Source organism: Escherichia sp. GZ89 (assembly GCF_019366485.1).
GTDB lineage: Bacteria > Pseudomonadota > Gammaproteobacteria > Enterobacterales > Enterobacteriaceae > Escherichia > Escherichia fergusonii.
Genome location: NZ_JAEOHX010000007.1, coordinates 163084 through 178808, shown reverse-complemented (window position 1 = coordinate 178808; position 15725 = coordinate 163084). Strand labels below are relative to the sequence as shown.

At 49.8% G+C, this 15725-nt stretch carries 15 protein-coding genes; 10 read left to right on the top strand and 5 right to left on the bottom strand.

Going from position 1 to position 15725, the window contains the following annotated elements:
- The first annotated feature begins 81 nt into the window (after positions 1–81).
- The 5 genes from K0335_RS13390 (at position 82) to ybdG (ending at position 4049) form a co-directional block, all read left to right on the top strand.
- On the top strand, positions 82–1200 hold the full coding sequence (locus K0335_RS13390; protein WP_160194176.1) for a YbdK family carboxylate-amine ligase: 1119 nt from the start codon (positions 82–84) through the stop codon (positions 1198–1200).
- Positions 1201–1265: 65 nt separating this feature from the next.
- Complete coding sequence (locus tag K0335_RS13385) at positions 1266–1514, top strand: DUF1158 domain-containing protein (RefSeq protein WP_000682514.1); 249 nt, start codon at positions 1266–1268, stop codon at positions 1512–1514.
- 64 nt (positions 1515–1578) lie between these two features.
- Complete coding sequence (locus K0335_RS13380) at positions 1579–1947, top strand: MmcQ/YjbR family DNA-binding protein (RefSeq protein ID WP_104917840.1); 369 nt, start codon at positions 1579–1581, stop codon at positions 1945–1947.
- Positions 1948–2040: 93 nt separating this feature from the next.
- Positions 2041–2694 carry an oxygen-insensitive NAD(P)H nitroreductase gene (nfsB, locus tag K0335_RS13375; protein WP_000351492.1) on the top strand — a complete coding sequence of 218 codons (654 nt, stop codon included), beginning with the start codon at positions 2041–2043 and terminating at the stop codon, positions 2692–2694.
- 107 nt (positions 2695–2801) lie between these two features.
- The gene (ybdG, locus tag K0335_RS13370) at positions 2802–4049 is read left to right on the top strand and encodes a mechanosensitive ion channel YbdG (RefSeq protein WP_104917841.1); all 1248 of its coding nucleotides are present in this window, start codon (positions 2802–2804) and stop codon (positions 4047–4049) included.
- A gap of 80 nt (positions 4050–4129) precedes the next feature.
- Here the strand turns inward: ybdG and pheP are convergent, their stop codons facing one another.
- The 5 genes from pheP to cusC all read right to left on the bottom strand — a co-directional run bounded on the left by pheP (position 4130) and on the right by cusC (position 11739).
- Positions 4130–5506 (bottom strand): phenylalanine transporter, encoded by a 1377-nt coding sequence (pheP, locus tag K0335_RS13365; RefSeq protein ID WP_000786298.1) that lies wholly within the window; start codon positions 5504–5506, stop codon positions 4130–4132.
- Positions 5507–5607: 101 nt separating this feature from the next.
- On the bottom strand, positions 5608–8751 hold the full coding sequence (cusA, locus tag K0335_RS13360; RefSeq protein ID WP_219393863.1) for a Cu(+)/Ag(+) efflux RND transporter permease subunit CusA: 3144 nt from the start codon (positions 8749–8751) through the stop codon (positions 5608–5610).
- A gap of 11 nt (positions 8752–8762) precedes the next feature.
- Positions 8763–9986, bottom strand: coding sequence for a Cu(+)/Ag(+) efflux RND transporter periplasmic adaptor subunit CusB (gene cusB / locus K0335_RS13355; protein ID WP_000717099.1), 1224 nt, complete (start codon positions 9984–9986; stop codon positions 8763–8765).
- A 15-nt stretch (positions 9987–10001) separates the two neighbouring features.
- Entirely contained in the window at positions 10002–10334 is a 333-nt protein-coding gene (gene cusF, locus K0335_RS13350; protein ID WP_000709886.1) for a Cu(+)/Ag(+) efflux RND transporter periplasmic metallochaperone CusF, read from the bottom strand.
- A gap of 22 nt (positions 10335–10356) precedes the next feature.
- Positions 10357–11739 carry a Cu(+)/Ag(+) efflux RND transporter outer membrane channel CusC gene (cusC, locus tag K0335_RS13345; protein ID WP_219393862.1) on the bottom strand — a complete coding sequence of 461 codons (1383 nt, stop codon included), beginning with the start codon at positions 11737–11739 and terminating at the stop codon, positions 10357–10359.
- 156 nt (positions 11740–11895) lie between these two features.
- Between cusC and cusR the strand changes: the two genes are divergently transcribed.
- The 5 genes from cusR (at position 11896) to K0335_RS13320 (ending at position 15685) form a co-directional block, all read left to right on the top strand.
- Positions 11896–12579, top strand: coding sequence for a copper response regulator transcription factor CusR (gene cusR / locus K0335_RS13340; protein ID WP_000770953.1), 684 nt, complete (start codon positions 11896–11898; stop codon positions 12577–12579).
- Positions 12569–14023 carry a Cu(+)/Ag(+) sensor histidine kinase CusS gene (cusS, locus tag K0335_RS13335; RefSeq protein WP_000157205.1) on the top strand — a complete coding sequence of 485 codons (1455 nt, stop codon included), beginning with the start codon at positions 12569–12571 and terminating at the stop codon, positions 14021–14023. The genes cusR and cusS overlap by 11 nt, the downstream gene beginning before the upstream one ends.
- Before the next feature lie 263 nt (positions 14024–14286).
- Positions 14287–14718 (top strand): SMI1/KNR4 family protein, encoded by a 432-nt coding sequence (locus K0335_RS13330; RefSeq protein WP_223685600.1) that lies wholly within the window; start codon positions 14287–14289, stop codon positions 14716–14718.
- 193 nt (positions 14719–14911) lie between these two features.
- Positions 14912–15202: a hypothetical protein gene (locus tag K0335_RS13325; protein WP_000438672.1), complete on the top strand. Its 291-nt coding sequence runs from the start codon at positions 14912–14914 to the stop codon at positions 15200–15202.
- Positions 15203–15256: 54 nt separating this feature from the next.
- On the top strand, positions 15257–15685 hold the full coding sequence (locus K0335_RS13320) for a hypothetical protein (protein WP_000169378.1): 429 nt from the start codon (positions 15257–15259) through the stop codon (positions 15683–15685).
- The last annotated feature ends 40 nt before the right edge of the window (positions 15686–15725 follow it).

Here is a 15725-nt window from a genome sequence, read left to right as displayed (position 1 = left end):
GAAACATTCCAGAACTTCCGCATCTCCCCCGGCCGCTCCCACTTCTATACTGAAATGGAAACGCCAACATAAGAGAAACCTATGCCAATACCCGATTTTCAAGTCTCTGAACCTTTTACCCTCGGTATTGAACTGGAAATGCAGGTGGTTAATCCGCCGGGCTATGACTTAAGCCAGGACTCTTCAACGCTGATTGACGCGGTTAAAAATCAGATCACTGCCGGGGAAGTAAAGCACGATATCACCGAAAGCATGCTGGAGCTGGCGACGGATGTTTGCCGTGATATCAACCAAGCTGCCGGGCAATTTTCAGCGATGCAGAAAGTCGTATTGCAGGCAGCCGCAGACCATCATCTGGAAATTTGCGGCGGTGGCACGCACCCGTTTCAGAAATGGCAGCGTCAGGAGGTATGCGATAACGAACGCTATCAACGAACGCTGGAAAACTTTGGTTATCTCATTCAGCAGGCGACCGTTTTTGGTCAGCATGTCCATGTTGGCTGCGCCAGTGGCGATGACGCCATTTATTTGCTGCACGGCTTGTCGCGATTTGTGCCGCACTTTATCGCCCTTTCTGCCGCATCGCCGTATATGCAGGGAACGGATACACGCTTTGCTTCCTCAAGACCGAATATTTTTTCCGCCTTTCCCGACAATGGCCCGATGCCGTGGGTCAGTAACTGGCAACAATTTGAAGCCCTGTTTCGTTGTCTGAGTTACACCACGATGATCGACAGCATTAAAGATCTGCACTGGGATATTCGCCCCAGCCCCCATTTTGGCACGGTGGAAGTTCGGGTGATGGATACCCCATTAACCCTTAGCCACGCGGTAAATATGGCGGGATTAATTCAGGCCACCGCCCACTGGTTACTGACGGAACGCCCGTTCAAACATCAGGAGAAAGATTACCTGCTGTATAAATTCAACCGCTTCCAGGCCTGCCGTTATGGGCTGGAAGGTGCCATTACCAATCCGCACACTGGCGATCGTCGGCCACTAACGGAAGACACCTTACGTTTACTGGAAACAATCGCCCCTTCGGCAGATAAAATTGGCGCATCGAGCGCGATTGAGGCCCTGCATCGCCAGGTCGTCAGCGGTCTGAATGAAGCGCAGCTGATGCGTGATTTCGTCGCCGATGGCGGCTCTCTGATTGGACTGGTGAAAAAGCATTGTGAGATTTGGGCCGGAGAATAAGTCGGGAATTGCCTTACAGAAGAATATCCCTGACAATGGTGTTTTAACTTACATTTAACAATGTTATGAAACACCCTTTAGAAACCTTAACCACCGCAGCAGGCATTTTGCTGATGGCTTTCCTCTCTTGCCTGCTGCTGCCCGCCCCCGCACTGGGGCTGACGCTGGCACAAAAACTGGTGAGCACGTTCCATCTGATGGATCTTAGCCAGCTTTACACTTTATTGTTTTGCCTGTGGTTTTTAGTGCTGGGCGCAATTGAGTATTTTGTTCTGCGCTTTATCTGGCGACGCTGGTTCTCGCTGGCGGATTAAACGTCGATTATCGCCGTACTTCACGGCATACTTTGCTTATTCTCCTTCGCCTAAAGGAACGTTTATGGATAAGCAATCACTGCACGAAACGGCGAAACGCCTGGCCCTTGAGTTACCCTTTGTCGAGCTTTGCTGGCCTTTTGGCCCGGAGTTCGATGTTTTTAAAATTGGCGGCAAGATTTTTATGCTGTCGTCGGAGCTGCGCGGCGTCCCCTTTATCAATTTGAAGTCCGATCCACAAAAATCCCTGTTAAATCAGCAGATATACCCGAGCATTAAGCCTGGATATCACATGAATAAAAAGCACTGGATTTCGGTTTATCCCGGCGAGGAAATCTCCGAAGCGTTACTTAGCGATCTGATCAATGACTCCTGGAACTTAGTGGTTGATGGCTTAACAAAGCGCGATCAAAAAAGAGTGCGTCCGGGATAAAGTGGAAATCTATAGCGCATTTTTCTCGCTTACCATTTCTCGTTGAACCTTGTAATCTGCTGGCACGCAAAATTACTTACACATGGAGTCTTTATGGATATCATTTCTGTCGCCTTAAAGCGTCATTCCACTAAGGCATTTGATGCCAGCAAAAAACTTACCCCGGAACAGGCCAAGCAGATCAAAACTCTTCTGCAATACAGCCCATCCAGCACCAACTCCCAGCCGTGGCATTTTATTGTTGCCAGCACGGAAGAAGGCAAAGCGCGTGTTGCCAAATCCGCCGCCGATAATTACGTGTTCAACGAGCGCAAAATGCTTGATGCCTCGCACGTCGTGGTGTTCTGCGCGAAAACCGCGATGGACGATGCCTGGCTGAAACAGGTTGTTGACCAGGAAGATGCCGATGGCCGCTTTGCCACGCCGGAAGCGAAAGCCGCGAACGATAAAGGCCGCAAATTCTTCGCCGATATGCACCGTAAAGATCTGCATGATGATGCTGAGTGGATGGCAAAACAGGTTTACCTCAATGTCGGTAACTTCCTGCTGGGCGTTGCGGCGCTGGGTCTGGACGCGGTGCCCATCGAAGGTTTTGACGCAGCAATCCTCGATGAAGAATTCGGTTTGAAAGAGAAAGGCTACACCAGCCTGGTGGTTGTTCCGGTAGGTCATCACAGCGTCGAAGATTTCAACGCTACACTGCCGAAATCCCGTCTGCCGCAAAACATCACCATAACTGAAGTGTAATTCTCCTTTGCCGGGCATCCGCCCGGCTATTTCTCCTCAGATTTTCCTTATTTGCATAACCCTGCTTCAACCGTCATCATAGGCCGCTGTTGTATAAAGGAGACGTTATGCAGGATTTAATATCCCAGGTTGAAGATTTAGCGGGTATTGAGTTTGATCACACCACCTCGATGGTGATGATTTTCGGTATTATTTTTCTGACTGCCGTTGTAGTGCATATTATTTTGCACTGGGTAGTACTACGGACCTTCGAAAAACGTGCCATCGCCAGTTCACGGCTATGGTTGCAAATCATTACCCAGAATAAACTCTTCCACCGTTTAGCTTTCACCTTGCAGGGGATTATCGTCAATATTCAGGCGGTATTCTGGCTGCAAAAAGGCACCGAAGCGGCTGATATTCTGACCACCTGCGCGCAGTTGTGGATCATGATGTATGCACTGCTTTCAGTCTTCTCGTTGCTGGATGTTATTTTGAATCTGACGCAGAAATTCCCGGCGGCGTCTCAGTTACCGCTGAAAGGGATATTTCAGGGGATTAAACTGATCGGCGCGATTCTGGTCGGCATTTTGATGATTTCGCTGCTGATTGGTCAATCGCCAGCGATTCTGATCAGCGGTCTTGGTGCAATGGCTGCCGTGCTGATGTTGGTATTTAAAGATCCGATTCTTGGTCTGGTGGCAGGTATTCAGCTTTCCGCGAACGATATGCTGAAACTGGGCGACTGGCTGGAGATGCCGAAATACGGCGCGGATGGCGCGGTGATCGATATTGGGTTAACCACCGTCAAAGTGCGTAACTGGGACAATACCATTACCACTATTCCTACCTGGTCTCTGGTTTCTGACTCCTTTAAAAACTGGAGCGGGATGTCAGCATCCGGCGGGCGACGTATTAAACGCAGTATCAGCATTGATGTCACCAGTATTCATTTTCTTGATGAAGACGAAATGCAACGTCTGAATAAAGCGCATTTGTTAAAACCTTATTTAACCAGCCGCCATCAGGAAATTAATGAGTGGAATCGCCAGCAAGGTTCTACAGAGTCGGTATTAAACCTGCGTCGAATGACCAATATTGGAACCTTTCGCGCCTATCTGAACGAATATCTACGTAACCATCCGCGGATTCGTAAAGATATGACCTTAATGGTACGCCAACTAGCTCCTGGTGATAACGGTTTACCGCTCGAGATCTATGCGTTTACCAACACCGTGGTGTGGCTGGAATATGAAAGTATTCAGGCTGATATATTCGACCACATATTTGCGATTGTCGAAGAGTTTGGTCTGCGGCTTCATCAGTCACCAACCGGCAATGATATTCGCTCTCTGGCGGGTGCATTTAAGCAGTAATTAAAAAATCCGCTCTCATCGAATGGATAAGAGCGGATTCAGATGGTTGACTTCGTTTTGTCGGATGCGGCGTGAACGCCTTACTTCCGACGCAGCGTTTTAAACGCCACAAACAGGAACACAATCCACACTGGCAGCAAAATCGCTGACAAGCGCATATCATCCATCGTGCACATCAGCAGCAAAATCATGCCGAGGAAGGCAATGCAGAGATAATTGCCGAATGGATAAAGCAGCGCTTTAAACTGTGTTTCACGCCCCTGACGTCGCATCGCCGCGCGAAAACGCAGATGCGCCAGACAGATCATAATCCAGTTCAACAGCAACGTTGCCACCACCAGCGCCATCAGCAGACCAAACGCTTTTTGCGGCAGCAGATAGTTAATCAGCACCACCAGAGAAGTGATCGCCCCGGAAAGCATCAGCGAGTTGATCGGCACACCGCGATGGCTAACGCGGGTAAGAAACTTCGGCGCATTACCCTGCACAGAAAGGCCAAACAGCATGCGGCTGTTGGAGTAAACCCCACTGTTATAGACCGACAACGATGCCACCAGAATGACGAAATTCAGCGCAGAAGCCACCACATTGCTGTCGAGATTATGGAAAATCATCACAAACGGGCTACTGTTAGATTTCACTTCCACCCACGGATAGAGCGCCAGTAAAACCACCAGTGAACCGATATAAAACAGCAGGATGCGATAAACCACCTGATTTACCGCTTTTGGAATACTTTTTTCCGGATCGCGCGCTTCAGCAGCAGTAATCCCAATCAGCTCCAGACCGCCAAAGGAAAACATGATCACCGCCAGGGACAAAATCAGCCCATTCCAGCCCGTGGCAAAGAAACCACCATAGCGCCAAAGGTTGTCGATACTGGCTTTCTCACCGCCGTGACCAGAAAACAGCAGCCACAGGCCAAAGCCGATCATACCGATGATCGCCAGCACTTTAATCAGCGCAAACCAGAACTCAGTTTCGCCATATAAGCGCACGTTCACCAGGTTAACGGCGTTGATGATAATAAAGAAGGCGGCAGCCCAAATCCACGTTGGAACATCCGGGAACCAGTACTGCATATAGATGCCCGCAGCGGTCAGCTCAGCCATCCCCACCAGTACGAACATCACCCAGTAGTTCCAGCCTGAGAGAAAGCCCGCAAACGGTCCCCAGTATTTATAGGCAAAGTGGGCAAACGAACCGGATACCGGCTCCTCAACCACCATCTCGCCAAGCTGGCGCATGATCAGGAAAGCAATGATCCCGGCGACGCCGTAGCCCAACAATACAGCCGGACCTGCCATCTGAATCGCCGGGCCAATGCCAAGAAACAGACCAGTACCAATAGCGCCACCCAGCGCAATCAGTTGAATATGACGGTTATGTAATCCGCGATGAAGCGTCGGCTCTTTATTCGACGCAGTATCTTCCGATACGGTTGACGCGTTTTTCACGCCTTTCCCCTGTGTGACTTTTTTGTTGAGGGGCACCTTTTAACATTTAGTGCCCATCGTCGCAAGACACAATCCACGCGGTTAAACCGGGTATCCTGCTTTTATTTCCGTACCCGATGTCGGTGCAGCCACATCAGCTTATACGCCGCCGGGATAATAAACAGCGACAGCAAAGGTGCGGTGATCATGCCGCCAATCATCGGCGCGGCAATCCGGCTCATCACCTCTGAACCTGCCCCCGTTCCCCACAAAATCGGCAGCAGACCCGCGATAATCACCGCCACCGTCATCGCTTTCGGGCGCACACGCAGCACTGCGCCGTGATACAACGCCTCATCCAGCTTCTGCTCGCTGAATGTTTGCGGGTTATCCAGGGATGGCTCTGCCTCTATGGCGTGACGTAAATACATCAGCATCACCACGCCAAATTCGGCGGCGACTCCCGCGAGGGCGATAAAGCCAGTGCCCGTTGCCACGGAAAGATGAAAGTCCATCCACCACAGCAACCAGATGCCGCCCACCAGCGCAAACGGTACGCTGCTGATAATCAGCAACGCTTCGCCCACCCGACGGAACGCCAGATACAACAGCACGAAGATGATCATCAACGTCATCGGCACCATGAGTTTCAGCTTGTGGTTGGCACGCTCCAGCAACTCGAACTGCCCGGAGAATGCCACGCTGGTGCCCGGTTTTAACTGCACTTTCTCGGCAATCGCTTTTTGCAAATCGTGAACCACCGACACCATGTCACGATCGCGGGCATCGATATAAATCCAGTTTGTCGGGCGCGCATTCTCGGTTTTCAGCATCGACGGTCCGGTAGAGACTTTAACGTCGGCCACGTCTGCCAGGGTGATTTGCTGCTTCATCGGCGTCAGGATCGGTAGCTGGCGCAGCGCCTGTGGGCTATCGCGCCAGCTTTGCGAATAACGCAGATTAATTGGATAACGGGCAATCCCTTCGACCGTTTCGCCAACCATCGCCCCGCCCACCGCAGAAGTCACAAACAACTGCACATCCGCCACCGTCATACCGTAACGCGCGGCTTTTTCACGGTTAATCTCAACGTTGATATAGCGCCCACCTTCCAGACGCTCAGCAAGAGCAGAAGCCACGCCTGGCACCGTTCGCGCCACTTCTTCAATTTGCTCCGCCATCGCGTCGATATCCGCCAGCACAGTGCCGGAAACTTTAATGCCGATGGGGCTTTTAATGCCGGTTGAGAGCATATCGATACGGTTACGAATTGGCGGCACCCACAGATTTGCCAGCCCCGGCAGACGCACGGTGTTATCCAATTCCTCAATGATTTTGTCCATCGTCATGCCTGGCCGCCACTGATCCTGTGGCTTAAGCTGGATGGTCGTTTCTACCATCTCCAGCGGTGCGGAGTCGGTGGCGGTTTCCGCTTTCCCGGTTTTGCCAAATACCCGCGCCACTTCAGGTACGCTCATAATCAGCTTGTCGGTTTTTTGCAGCATACTCGCCGCCTCCGCTGCGGAAATCCCCGGCAGTGTCGATGGCATATACAACAAGTCGCCTTCATTGATCTGCGGTAAAAATTCTCCGCCAACTTTATTGAGCGGCCAGAGAACCGTCAGCACCGAAAGCGCTGCCACCAACAGCGTGGTTTTCGGCCAGTGCAGTACTTTCAGCAATAGCGGATGATAAACACGAATCAAAAAGCGATTGAGCGGGTTACTGCTTTCCGGTGGAATTTTGCCACGGATCCAGTAGCCCATCAGGATGGGGATCACTACGATCGCCAGCAGCGCCGCGCCCGCCATCGCATACGTTTTGGTGAACGCCAGCGGGCCAAACAGACGCCCTTCCTGCCCTTCCAGGGTGAAGATCGGGATAAACGACAGCGTGATAATCAGCAGACTGATAAACAGCGCTGGCCCCACTTCAACAGATGCATCGGTGATCACCTGCCAGCGCGTTTTATTATCCAGCGTGGCGTCAGGATGCTGGTGCTGCCACTCTTCCAGCCGTTTATGCGCATTCTCGATCATGACGATAGCGGCATCGACCATCGCCCCGACGGCAATCGCAATACCGCCCAGCGACATAATATTGGCATTCAGCCCCTGGAAGTGCATGATAATAAAAGCAATACACAACCCCAGCGGCAACGAAATAATCGCCACCAGTGCCGAGCGCACATGCCAGAGAAACAGCGCGCAGACCATCGCCACTACAATAAACTCTTCCAGCAACTTGCCGCTGAGGTTGTCGATGGCGCGGTCAATGAGCTGGCTGCGATCGTATGTTGTAACTATCTCCACGCCTTCCGGCAGACTGCTTTTCAGCGTTTCCAGTTTGTCCTTCACGGCGGCGATCACTTCACGGGCGTTTTTGCCGGAGCGCAGGATCACCACCCCGCCCGCCACTTCGCCTTCACCATTGAGTTCGGCAATGCCCCGGCGCATCTCCGGGCCAATCTGGACCTTCGCAACATCACGCAGATAAACGGGCACGCCATTTTCGCTGGCTTTTAAAACGATGTGATTAAAGTCGTCGAGCGTTTGCAGATAGCCGCTGGCGCGTACCATATATTCCGCTTCCGCCAGTTCGATCGACGAACCGCCCGCTTCCTGGTTTGAAGCATCCAGCGCGCTTTTTACTTCGGCGAGACTGATGCCATATTGCGCCAGGCGCTGGGGATCGATAACCACCTGATACTCTTTCACCACACCACCTACCGACGCCACTTCCGCAACGTCAGGGATGGTTTTTAGCTCATATTTGAGAAACCAGTCCTGCAATGAGCGTAAATCGGCCAGATCGTGCTTACCGCTGCGATCCACCAGCGCGTATTCATAGATCCAGCCAACACCCGTGGCATCTGGCCCCAACTCGGCGCTGACTCCCGCAGGCAGCTTACCCTGTACCTGGTTGAGGTACTCCAGCACCCGCGAGCGCGCCCAGTACGGATCGGTGCCATCTTCGAAAATGACATATACATAAGAGTCGCCAAACTGCGAGAAACCGCGCACAGTCTTCGCGCCAGGTACCGACAACATGGTGGTGGTTAGCGGATAAGTCACCTGATTTTCAACGATTTGCGGTGCCTGACCGGGATAGCTGGTTTTAATAATCACCTGCACATCGGAGAGATCCGGCAGCGCATCCACTGGCGTGTTAATGATAGTCCAGGTGCCCCAGATACTCAGAAACAACGCGCCCATCAGCACCAGAAAACGGTTCGCCACCGAGCGACGAATAATCCATTCAATCATTGGTTATTCCCTCAATGCGCATGGGTAGCACTTTCAGAGCGCATTCGCTCCAGTGCGCCAGAAATATTGGCTTCGGAATCGATCAGGAACAGGCCGCTGGAAACCACCTTTTCACCTTCCGCCAGACCAGAACGTAGCGCGGTGACGCCTTGCGACGCCTGGAAAACAGCAACGCGTTTCGGTACAAAGTGCCCGTCAGCATCAACGGTAATCACCCGCTGTTCGTTACCAGTATCAATCAGTGCCTGTGACGGAATGAGCAGCATCGGTTCGCTGGCGGTGTTGAGTTGCAACCAGGCGTTCATTCCCGGTTTTAGCGCCTCGTCGGCGTTGTCGACTTCCAGACGCAGCTGCAGCGTGCGGGTCGCGGCATCCACGCCGGGTAGAAGGGTCCATTTGCGGATGCTGAGCGTTTTATCCGGTCGCGCCGGAACGGTGAGCGTAAACTGCGAGGCATCTTTCACCAGCCAGGCGATGGACTCCGGGATCGCTGCAGTGACCCACACCGGGTCCATACCCTGAATTTTCGCTACCACGTTATCTTTGGCGATATTCATTCCCGCGCGCAGATCAAACGCGGTGATCACGCCATCAATGGGCGCTTTGAGCGTAAAGCGAGTCTGGATTTTTTGCGTGGCGATCAGGCGGCGAATATCCGCCTCCGGCATTCCCGCCAGTCTCAGCCGCTCAAGAATGCCTTCAGTCTGGGTCGCCGTCCCGCCGGTTTCGCGCAGCAGTAAATACTCACTCTGCGCTTCCACCCAGTCGGGAATGGTCAGGTCGAGAAGCGGTGTGCCCTTTTGCACTTTATCGCCCACGGTAAGCGGATACACCTTGTCGATAAACCCAGCTGCGCGGGCCTGCACAATGGCAAACTGATACTCGTTGTAACTCACATTCGCTGGGAAACTCTGGGCAAAAGTCAGCGGCCCGCGCGTGACGGTCGCCGTTTTCACCCCCAGATTTTGCGTCTGGGTCGGGTCAATGCGCACACCAGACGCAGAACTCTCTTCATCGGCATATTTCGGCACCAGATCCATATCCATAAACGGCGATTTACCTGGTTTATCGAACCGCGTATTGGGATACATCGGGTCGTACCAGAATAATATTTTACGTTCTGCGGTCGGCGTTTTTTCTGCGGGCGGTTCAGCCTTTGCAAACCAGGTAAAACCTGCCGCAGAAATAATACCGCCCGCGATCATGCTGCCGATAATAAGCGCGATTTTTTTCATCTCATTAAACCTGGGTTACTGGCTGACTTTAATATCCTGTAATAAAGAAAGGTTGCCCTGCTGGACAAAATTAAACGCTACTTTGTCGCCAGTTTTAATTTCACTCATTTTCGTCTGCGGGGTGATGGTAAAGCGCATGGTCATCTCCGGCCAGTTCACTGCGGCAATCGGATCGTGGTGGATGGTGATTTTTTTGCTTTCCAGATCAATAGTTTTTACCACACCGGTGGCGCTAATGACCTGTGGTTGTGCCTCGCTCATGGTTTCATGATGATGTTCGTTAGCCTGGGCATTAAAGCCAATAACAGTAAACAGACTGAACATTACGACTTGCAGTGCTTTTTTCATTATTCTCTCCTGGAGTTAAAATTTATTGCTGCCAACCGCCACCCAGGGCGGTATATAAGGAAACTTCGTTAACCTGACGGCCATAATTCAGGTCGAGTAAAGTTTGTCGGGTTGCAAATAAGGAACGCTCGGCATCCAGCACTTCCAGATAACTTACCGCGCCGTGCTGATATAATGCCCGCGCCCGTTGCAAAGTAATTTGCAGCGACGCCAGATAACGCTGCTGGGCGCTAATTTGATCGTTCAGGCTTTGACGTAATGCAAGCGCATCTGCCACTTCTTTAAAGGCGTTCTGAATTTTCTGTTCATAATTCACCACCGACTGCTGCTGGCGAATTTCGGCGATATCCAGATTGGCCTGGTTGCGTCCGGCATTAAAAATGGGGATCTCAATTTTAGGAATAAAATTCCACATCCCGCTGCTGGCGTTAAATAATGATGACAGATCGCTGCTGGCGGTCGATATTCCGCTGGTCAGGCTTATAGACGGGAAAAATGCCGCACGCGCAGCACCAATATTGGCATTAGCCGCCATTAACGCGTGTTCAGCTTCCATAATATCAGGGCGCTGCAATAAGATTTGCGACGACAAGCCCGCCGGCAATTTAACGCTTTGCAGGCTGTCGCTGTTTACTGTCTGCGCTTGCGGCAGCTTGCCGTAGCTTCCCAATAACAGTTGCAATGCATTATTCGCCTGCGCCAGTTCCCCCTGACGTTTAGCGATATCACTGCGGGTACTTTCTATCACCCCGCGAGCCTGTTCCAGCGCCAAAACATTGCTGCTACCGGTCAACAGTTGTTTTTCAACAAACGCATATGACTGCTGATAATTACGCAGCGTTTCTTCGGCTATTTGCAATTGCGCATACGCCAGCTGCTGATTGAAATAGCTTTGCGCGACATTAGAAACCAGCAGAATATGCACCGCGCGCTGAGCTTCCTCAGTGGCTAAATAATTTTGTCGCTCGGCTTCGCTCATGTTCTTTAAGCGACCGAAAAAATCGAGTTCAAAGCGGGCGTTAAGGCCAGTCGAGAACTTCCGCGTCGTAGCTGAATCGCCTTTAAGATTGCCGCTCCAGCTACCGCTGCCCTCGCCATTGAGTTGTGGGTAGCGGTCGGCATCGGTCAGAAGATATTGCGCTCGCGCTTCCTGAACTTTCAGCGTCGCCATGCGCAAATCCCGGTTATTCACCAGCGCCTCGCTAATCAGCGTCTTCAGATGATTATCAACAAAAAAGGTGCGCCAGCCCGCGTTCTGGTAGTTATCTACCGCGTTAACCAGGCCGTTCTGGCTGAGTGAGAACTGCTGCGGCACGGGCATTGCCGGACGCTGATATTCCGGTGCCAGTGAACAACCGGTTAGCGCAAGGGCCACACAAAATGGCAGAAGTTTACAAGGAGACATAGGCACATTATTTCTGGTGATTTTATGCCGCCAACTTTACACGCCAGGCTCTGATTTTCCGGTGACAGGAAAATGACAAAATTGTCATTTTGCCAATAAGCGATTGCCATCTGATCCCGCTACTCTAGAATTGCCCGGGCAACATGCGGAGGAAATATGAAACTGTTGATTGTCGAAGATGAAAAGAAAACCGGCGAATACTTAACCAAAGGGTTAACCGAGGCCGGTTTTGTGGTTGATTTGGCCGATAACGGGCTGAATGGATACCATCTGGCGATGACAGGTGATTATGACCTGATAATCCTCGATATTATGCTGCCGGACGTGAACGGCTGGGATATTGTGCGCATGTTGCGTTCCGCCAATAAAGGGATGCCGATTCTGTTGCTTACCGCGCTTGGCACCATTGAACATCGCGTCAAGGGGCTGGAGCTGGGAGCGGATGACTATCTGGTGAAGCCGTTCGCTTTTGCTGAACTGCTGGCGCGGGTGCGGACTCTACTGCGGCGCGGAGCGGCGGTAATTATCGAAAGTCAGTTTCAGGTTGCCGATTTAATGGTTGATCTGGTCAGCCGCAAAGTCACCCGCAGCGGCACGCGCATCACTTTGACCAGTAAAGAATTTACCCTGCTGGAGTTTTTCCTTCGCCATCAGGGCGAAGTGCTGCCCCGCTCGCTTATCGCCTCGCAGGTGTGGGACATGAATTTCGACAGCGACACTAACGCCATTGATGTGGCGGTGAAGCGGCTGCGCGGCAAAATCGACAACGACTTTGAGCCAAAGCTAATTCAGACCGTGCGCGGCGTAGGCTATATGCTTGAGGTGCCGGATGGCCAGTAAGCCGTTTCAGCGCCCGTTTTCGCTGGCAACCCGCCTGACCTTTTTTATCAGCCTTGCCACCATTGCAGCGTTTTTCGTCTTTGCCTGGATCATGATCCACTCGGTAAAAGTGCATTTTGCCGAGCAGGATATTAATGATTTAAAAGAGATTAGCGCCACATTCAGGCGTGTTCTTAATCATCCCGAAGAGACACAAGCCCGACGCTTAATGACGCTGGAAGATATCGTCAGTGGTTATTCCAACATGTTGATTTCTCTGGCAGATAGCCACGGTAAAACGGTGTATCTCTCCCCCGGTGCGCCGGATATCCGCGAGTTTGCACGTGATGCCATACCCGATAAAGACGCTCGGAGCGGCGAGGTGTATCTCCTTTCCGGCCCGACAATGATGATACCAGGCCACGGTCACGGTCACGGGCATATGGAACACAGCAACTGGCGGATGATTAACTTGCCGGTTGGCCCGTTGGTGGACGGCAAACCGATTTATACGCTCTACATCGCGCTGTCTATCGATTTTCATCTTCATTACATTAATGATTTGATGAATAAACTTATTATGACCGCATCGATCATCAGCATCCTGATCGTCTTTATCGTGCTGCTGGCGGTACATAAAGGCCACGCGCCAATTCGCAGCGTCAGCCGTCAAATCCAGAACATTACCTCGAAAGATCTCGACGTTCGCCTCGATCCACAGACCGTGCCCATTGAACTCGAACAACTGGTGCTGTCGTTCAACCATATGATCGAGCGTATCGAGGATGTCTTTACCCGCCAGTCTAATTTCTCAGCGGATATCGCCCACGAAATTCGCACGCCGATTACGAATCTCATAACGCAAACGGAAATCGCCCTCAGCCAGTCGCGCAGCCAGAAGGAGCTGGAAGATGTGCTCTACTCTAATCTCGAAGAGCTGACGCGAATGGCGAAAATGGTCAGCGATATGCTGTTTCTCGCTCAGGCCGATAACAACCAGTTAATCCCCGAAAAGAAAATGCTCAACCTGGCGGATGAAGTTGGCAAAGTGTTCGATTTTTTCGAGGCGTTAGCGGAAGATCGCGGCGTAGCACTACGGTTTGTTGGCGACAAATGTCAGGTTGCGGGCGATCCGCTGATGCTGCGTCGGGCGTTAAGCAACCTGCTTTCTAATGCCCTGCGTTATACGCCACCCGGAGAGGCAATTGTAGTACGCTGTCAGACGGTCGATCACCAGGTGCAAGTTACCGTCGAAAACCCCGGTACGCCCATTGCGCCCGAACACTTACCGCGTTTGTTTGACCGTTTCTACCGCGTTGATCCTTCCCGCCAGCGAAAAGGCGAAGGTAGCGGCATTGGGCTGGCGATAGTGAAATCAATTGTTGTCGCGCATAAAGGCACGGTTGCAGTAACGTCAGATGCGCGGGGAACAAGGTTTGTTATCGGGCTACCGGAGAAGGAGTGATTGGTCAGATAATGCAGTGGATGTTAATTGAATTGAGAATTAGCTATTTCGTCACGAGAAAAAGCGTAAAATCCGTTTCGTGCAGATGGTGAGTTTTATCAGGGTATGGCGGTAGCGCAACTGCCTTCGGAAAATATATATGGTGTGAATATATGCACCAGATAGCTTCACCAGCCAAATATATTTTTTAGATTAAATTACCATATATTAATCGTATGGGTGAAAATCCTGTTAATATTTTAACGAATCATGAGTACTATAAAGTGGAAAAAATCATAGAACAGATAAAACCATTTTGGACAAAATATGATTCTTTGTCAGAAAAAGATATGATGTTGTTAGAGTCCAATTTCACGCATCGTTTTCCAGAAGATATGAGAGAGTTTTTTCTGTGGTCTAACGGTGGAGCAGGTAAATTTCACAATATTTACATTTCCTTGTGGCCATTAGACGAAATCAAGGAATTAAATGATGGTTATTTAATCAATCATTATCTAGGTGAACAGTTCATGGCTTTTGGTTCTGATGGTGGGCCGATATGTTTTTTACTGGATTATCGTAATCCAGAACACACCAGAATATCTTCCGTAAATTTTGGTGACCTGGATATAGATGAAGTAAAACAAATAGCAATTTCATTCGATGTTTTTTTAGAGTTGGCAGAAAATGGAAAAATTATAAGTAATAATTTGTAGTCAAGCAATCATCTCTCATACTGGAAATTGTCGAGGAAAGCAGAGAAAATATTTTCAGGAGTAAGACACATCATCATGAATTTTTTCGTGGTGGAGTGGGTGGTCATGTTTCTATCTCACGGAATACACATAACCGTGATGCTACAGGGCTGGAAAAATTTGAAAATGTGAGTTCACCGGAACGTTACCTTCAATGGAACAAGTTAATAAATTTACCGATATGATTGCTTCCTTTATCCTTACATTCAGATCCACGGATGATTTTGATAATGAATTAATTAGCACATTATATAAAACTCTGGAAGACATTCAGATATTATATTGTGATACAAACGTTATTGATAAAGAAATTGCGTATGGCCTTTTTGTTCTACATGATAATCTGCAAGGGGCAATACTCTCCTGGCCAAATGAAGATAAAACCCTTATTTCTAAAATTAGCTCAAGAATTGATAGATATATTGAAAAGATATTTTTATCTTAACGCGATATACCATAGACATATTAAGTGTCATGAAAATTCATAGTCATTACCACCATGACAAAAACACAAGCAAAGTTTCTTATTTATAAAGCAAACAAATTTATACAGCATCTTGATGGAATTAATTTTTTTAATTTATATCTATTACACAAAATTTCCCCACAAGTGAAAAAAGAGATCGAAAAATCATATGTAATAGACTCTACTAACAATAGAATCTATTTACCTCATCCGGTGGATATAAACCTTTTAATGCGTTATTTAATAACATTATCAGGTACAGATAAAATTTTTAGTTGCTGGCTTATCTTTGAAGGAAGATTACAAATAGTTATGGAGGTGGATAATTTTCCATTCTTTATAGAGAGTATTTTCAGAGAGCAGGGATCTTATGATTTAACACTATTTTTTGATATACCTCCCAAGGTAATAGTAGTCAATGACAATGAATATCACCTTGATATATATAGTAATTATTTTTGACGTAGAATATTTTTACAATAGTCAAAAAATTGCGCCGCCC

What these genes read in the sequence shown, in the direction of transcription:
- K0335_RS13390 (WP_160194176.1), top strand. Translation starts at nt 82, where the DNA reads ATGCCAATACCCGATTTTCAAGTCTCTGAACCTTTTACCCTCGGTATT.
- K0335_RS13385 (WP_000682514.1), top strand. Translation starts at nt 1,266, where the DNA reads ATGAAACACCCTTTAGAAACCTTAACCACCGCAGCAGGCATTTTGCTG.
- K0335_RS13380 (WP_104917840.1), top strand. Translation starts at nt 1,579, where the DNA reads ATGGATAAGCAATCACTGCACGAAACGGCGAAACGCCTGGCCCTTGAG.
- nfsB (WP_000351492.1), top strand. Translation starts at nt 2,041, where the DNA reads ATGGATATCATTTCTGTCGCCTTAAAGCGTCATTCCACTAAGGCATTT.
- ybdG (WP_104917841.1), top strand. Translation starts at nt 2,802, where the DNA reads ATGCAGGATTTAATATCCCAGGTTGAAGATTTAGCGGGTATTGAGTTT.
- cusA (WP_219393863.1), bottom strand. Translation starts at nt 8,751, where the DNA reads ATGATTGAATGGATTATTCGTCGCTCGGTGGCGAACCGTTTTCTGGTG.
- cusB (WP_000717099.1), bottom strand. Translation starts at nt 9,986, where the DNA reads ATGAAAAAAATCGCGCTTATTATCGGCAGCATGATCGCGGGCGGTATT.
- cusF (WP_000709886.1), bottom strand. Translation starts at nt 10,334, where the DNA reads ATGAAAAAAGCACTGCAAGTCGTAATGTTCAGTCTGTTTACTGTTATT.
- cusC (WP_219393862.1), bottom strand. Translation starts at nt 11,739, where the DNA reads ATGTCTCCTTGTAAACTTCTGCCATTTTGTGTGGCCCTTGCGCTAACC.
- cusR (WP_000770953.1), top strand. Translation starts at nt 11,896, where the DNA reads ATGAAACTGTTGATTGTCGAAGATGAAAAGAAAACCGGCGAATACTTA.
- cusS (WP_000157205.1), top strand. Translation starts at nt 12,569, where the DNA reads ATGGCCAGTAAGCCGTTTCAGCGCCCGTTTTCGCTGGCAACCCGCCTG.
- K0335_RS13325 (WP_000438672.1), top strand. Translation starts at nt 14,912, where the DNA reads ATGGAACAAGTTAATAAATTTACCGATATGATTGCTTCCTTTATCCTT.
- K0335_RS13320 (WP_000169378.1), top strand. Translation starts at nt 15,257, where the DNA reads ATGACAAAAACACAAGCAAAGTTTCTTATTTATAAAGCAAACAAATTT.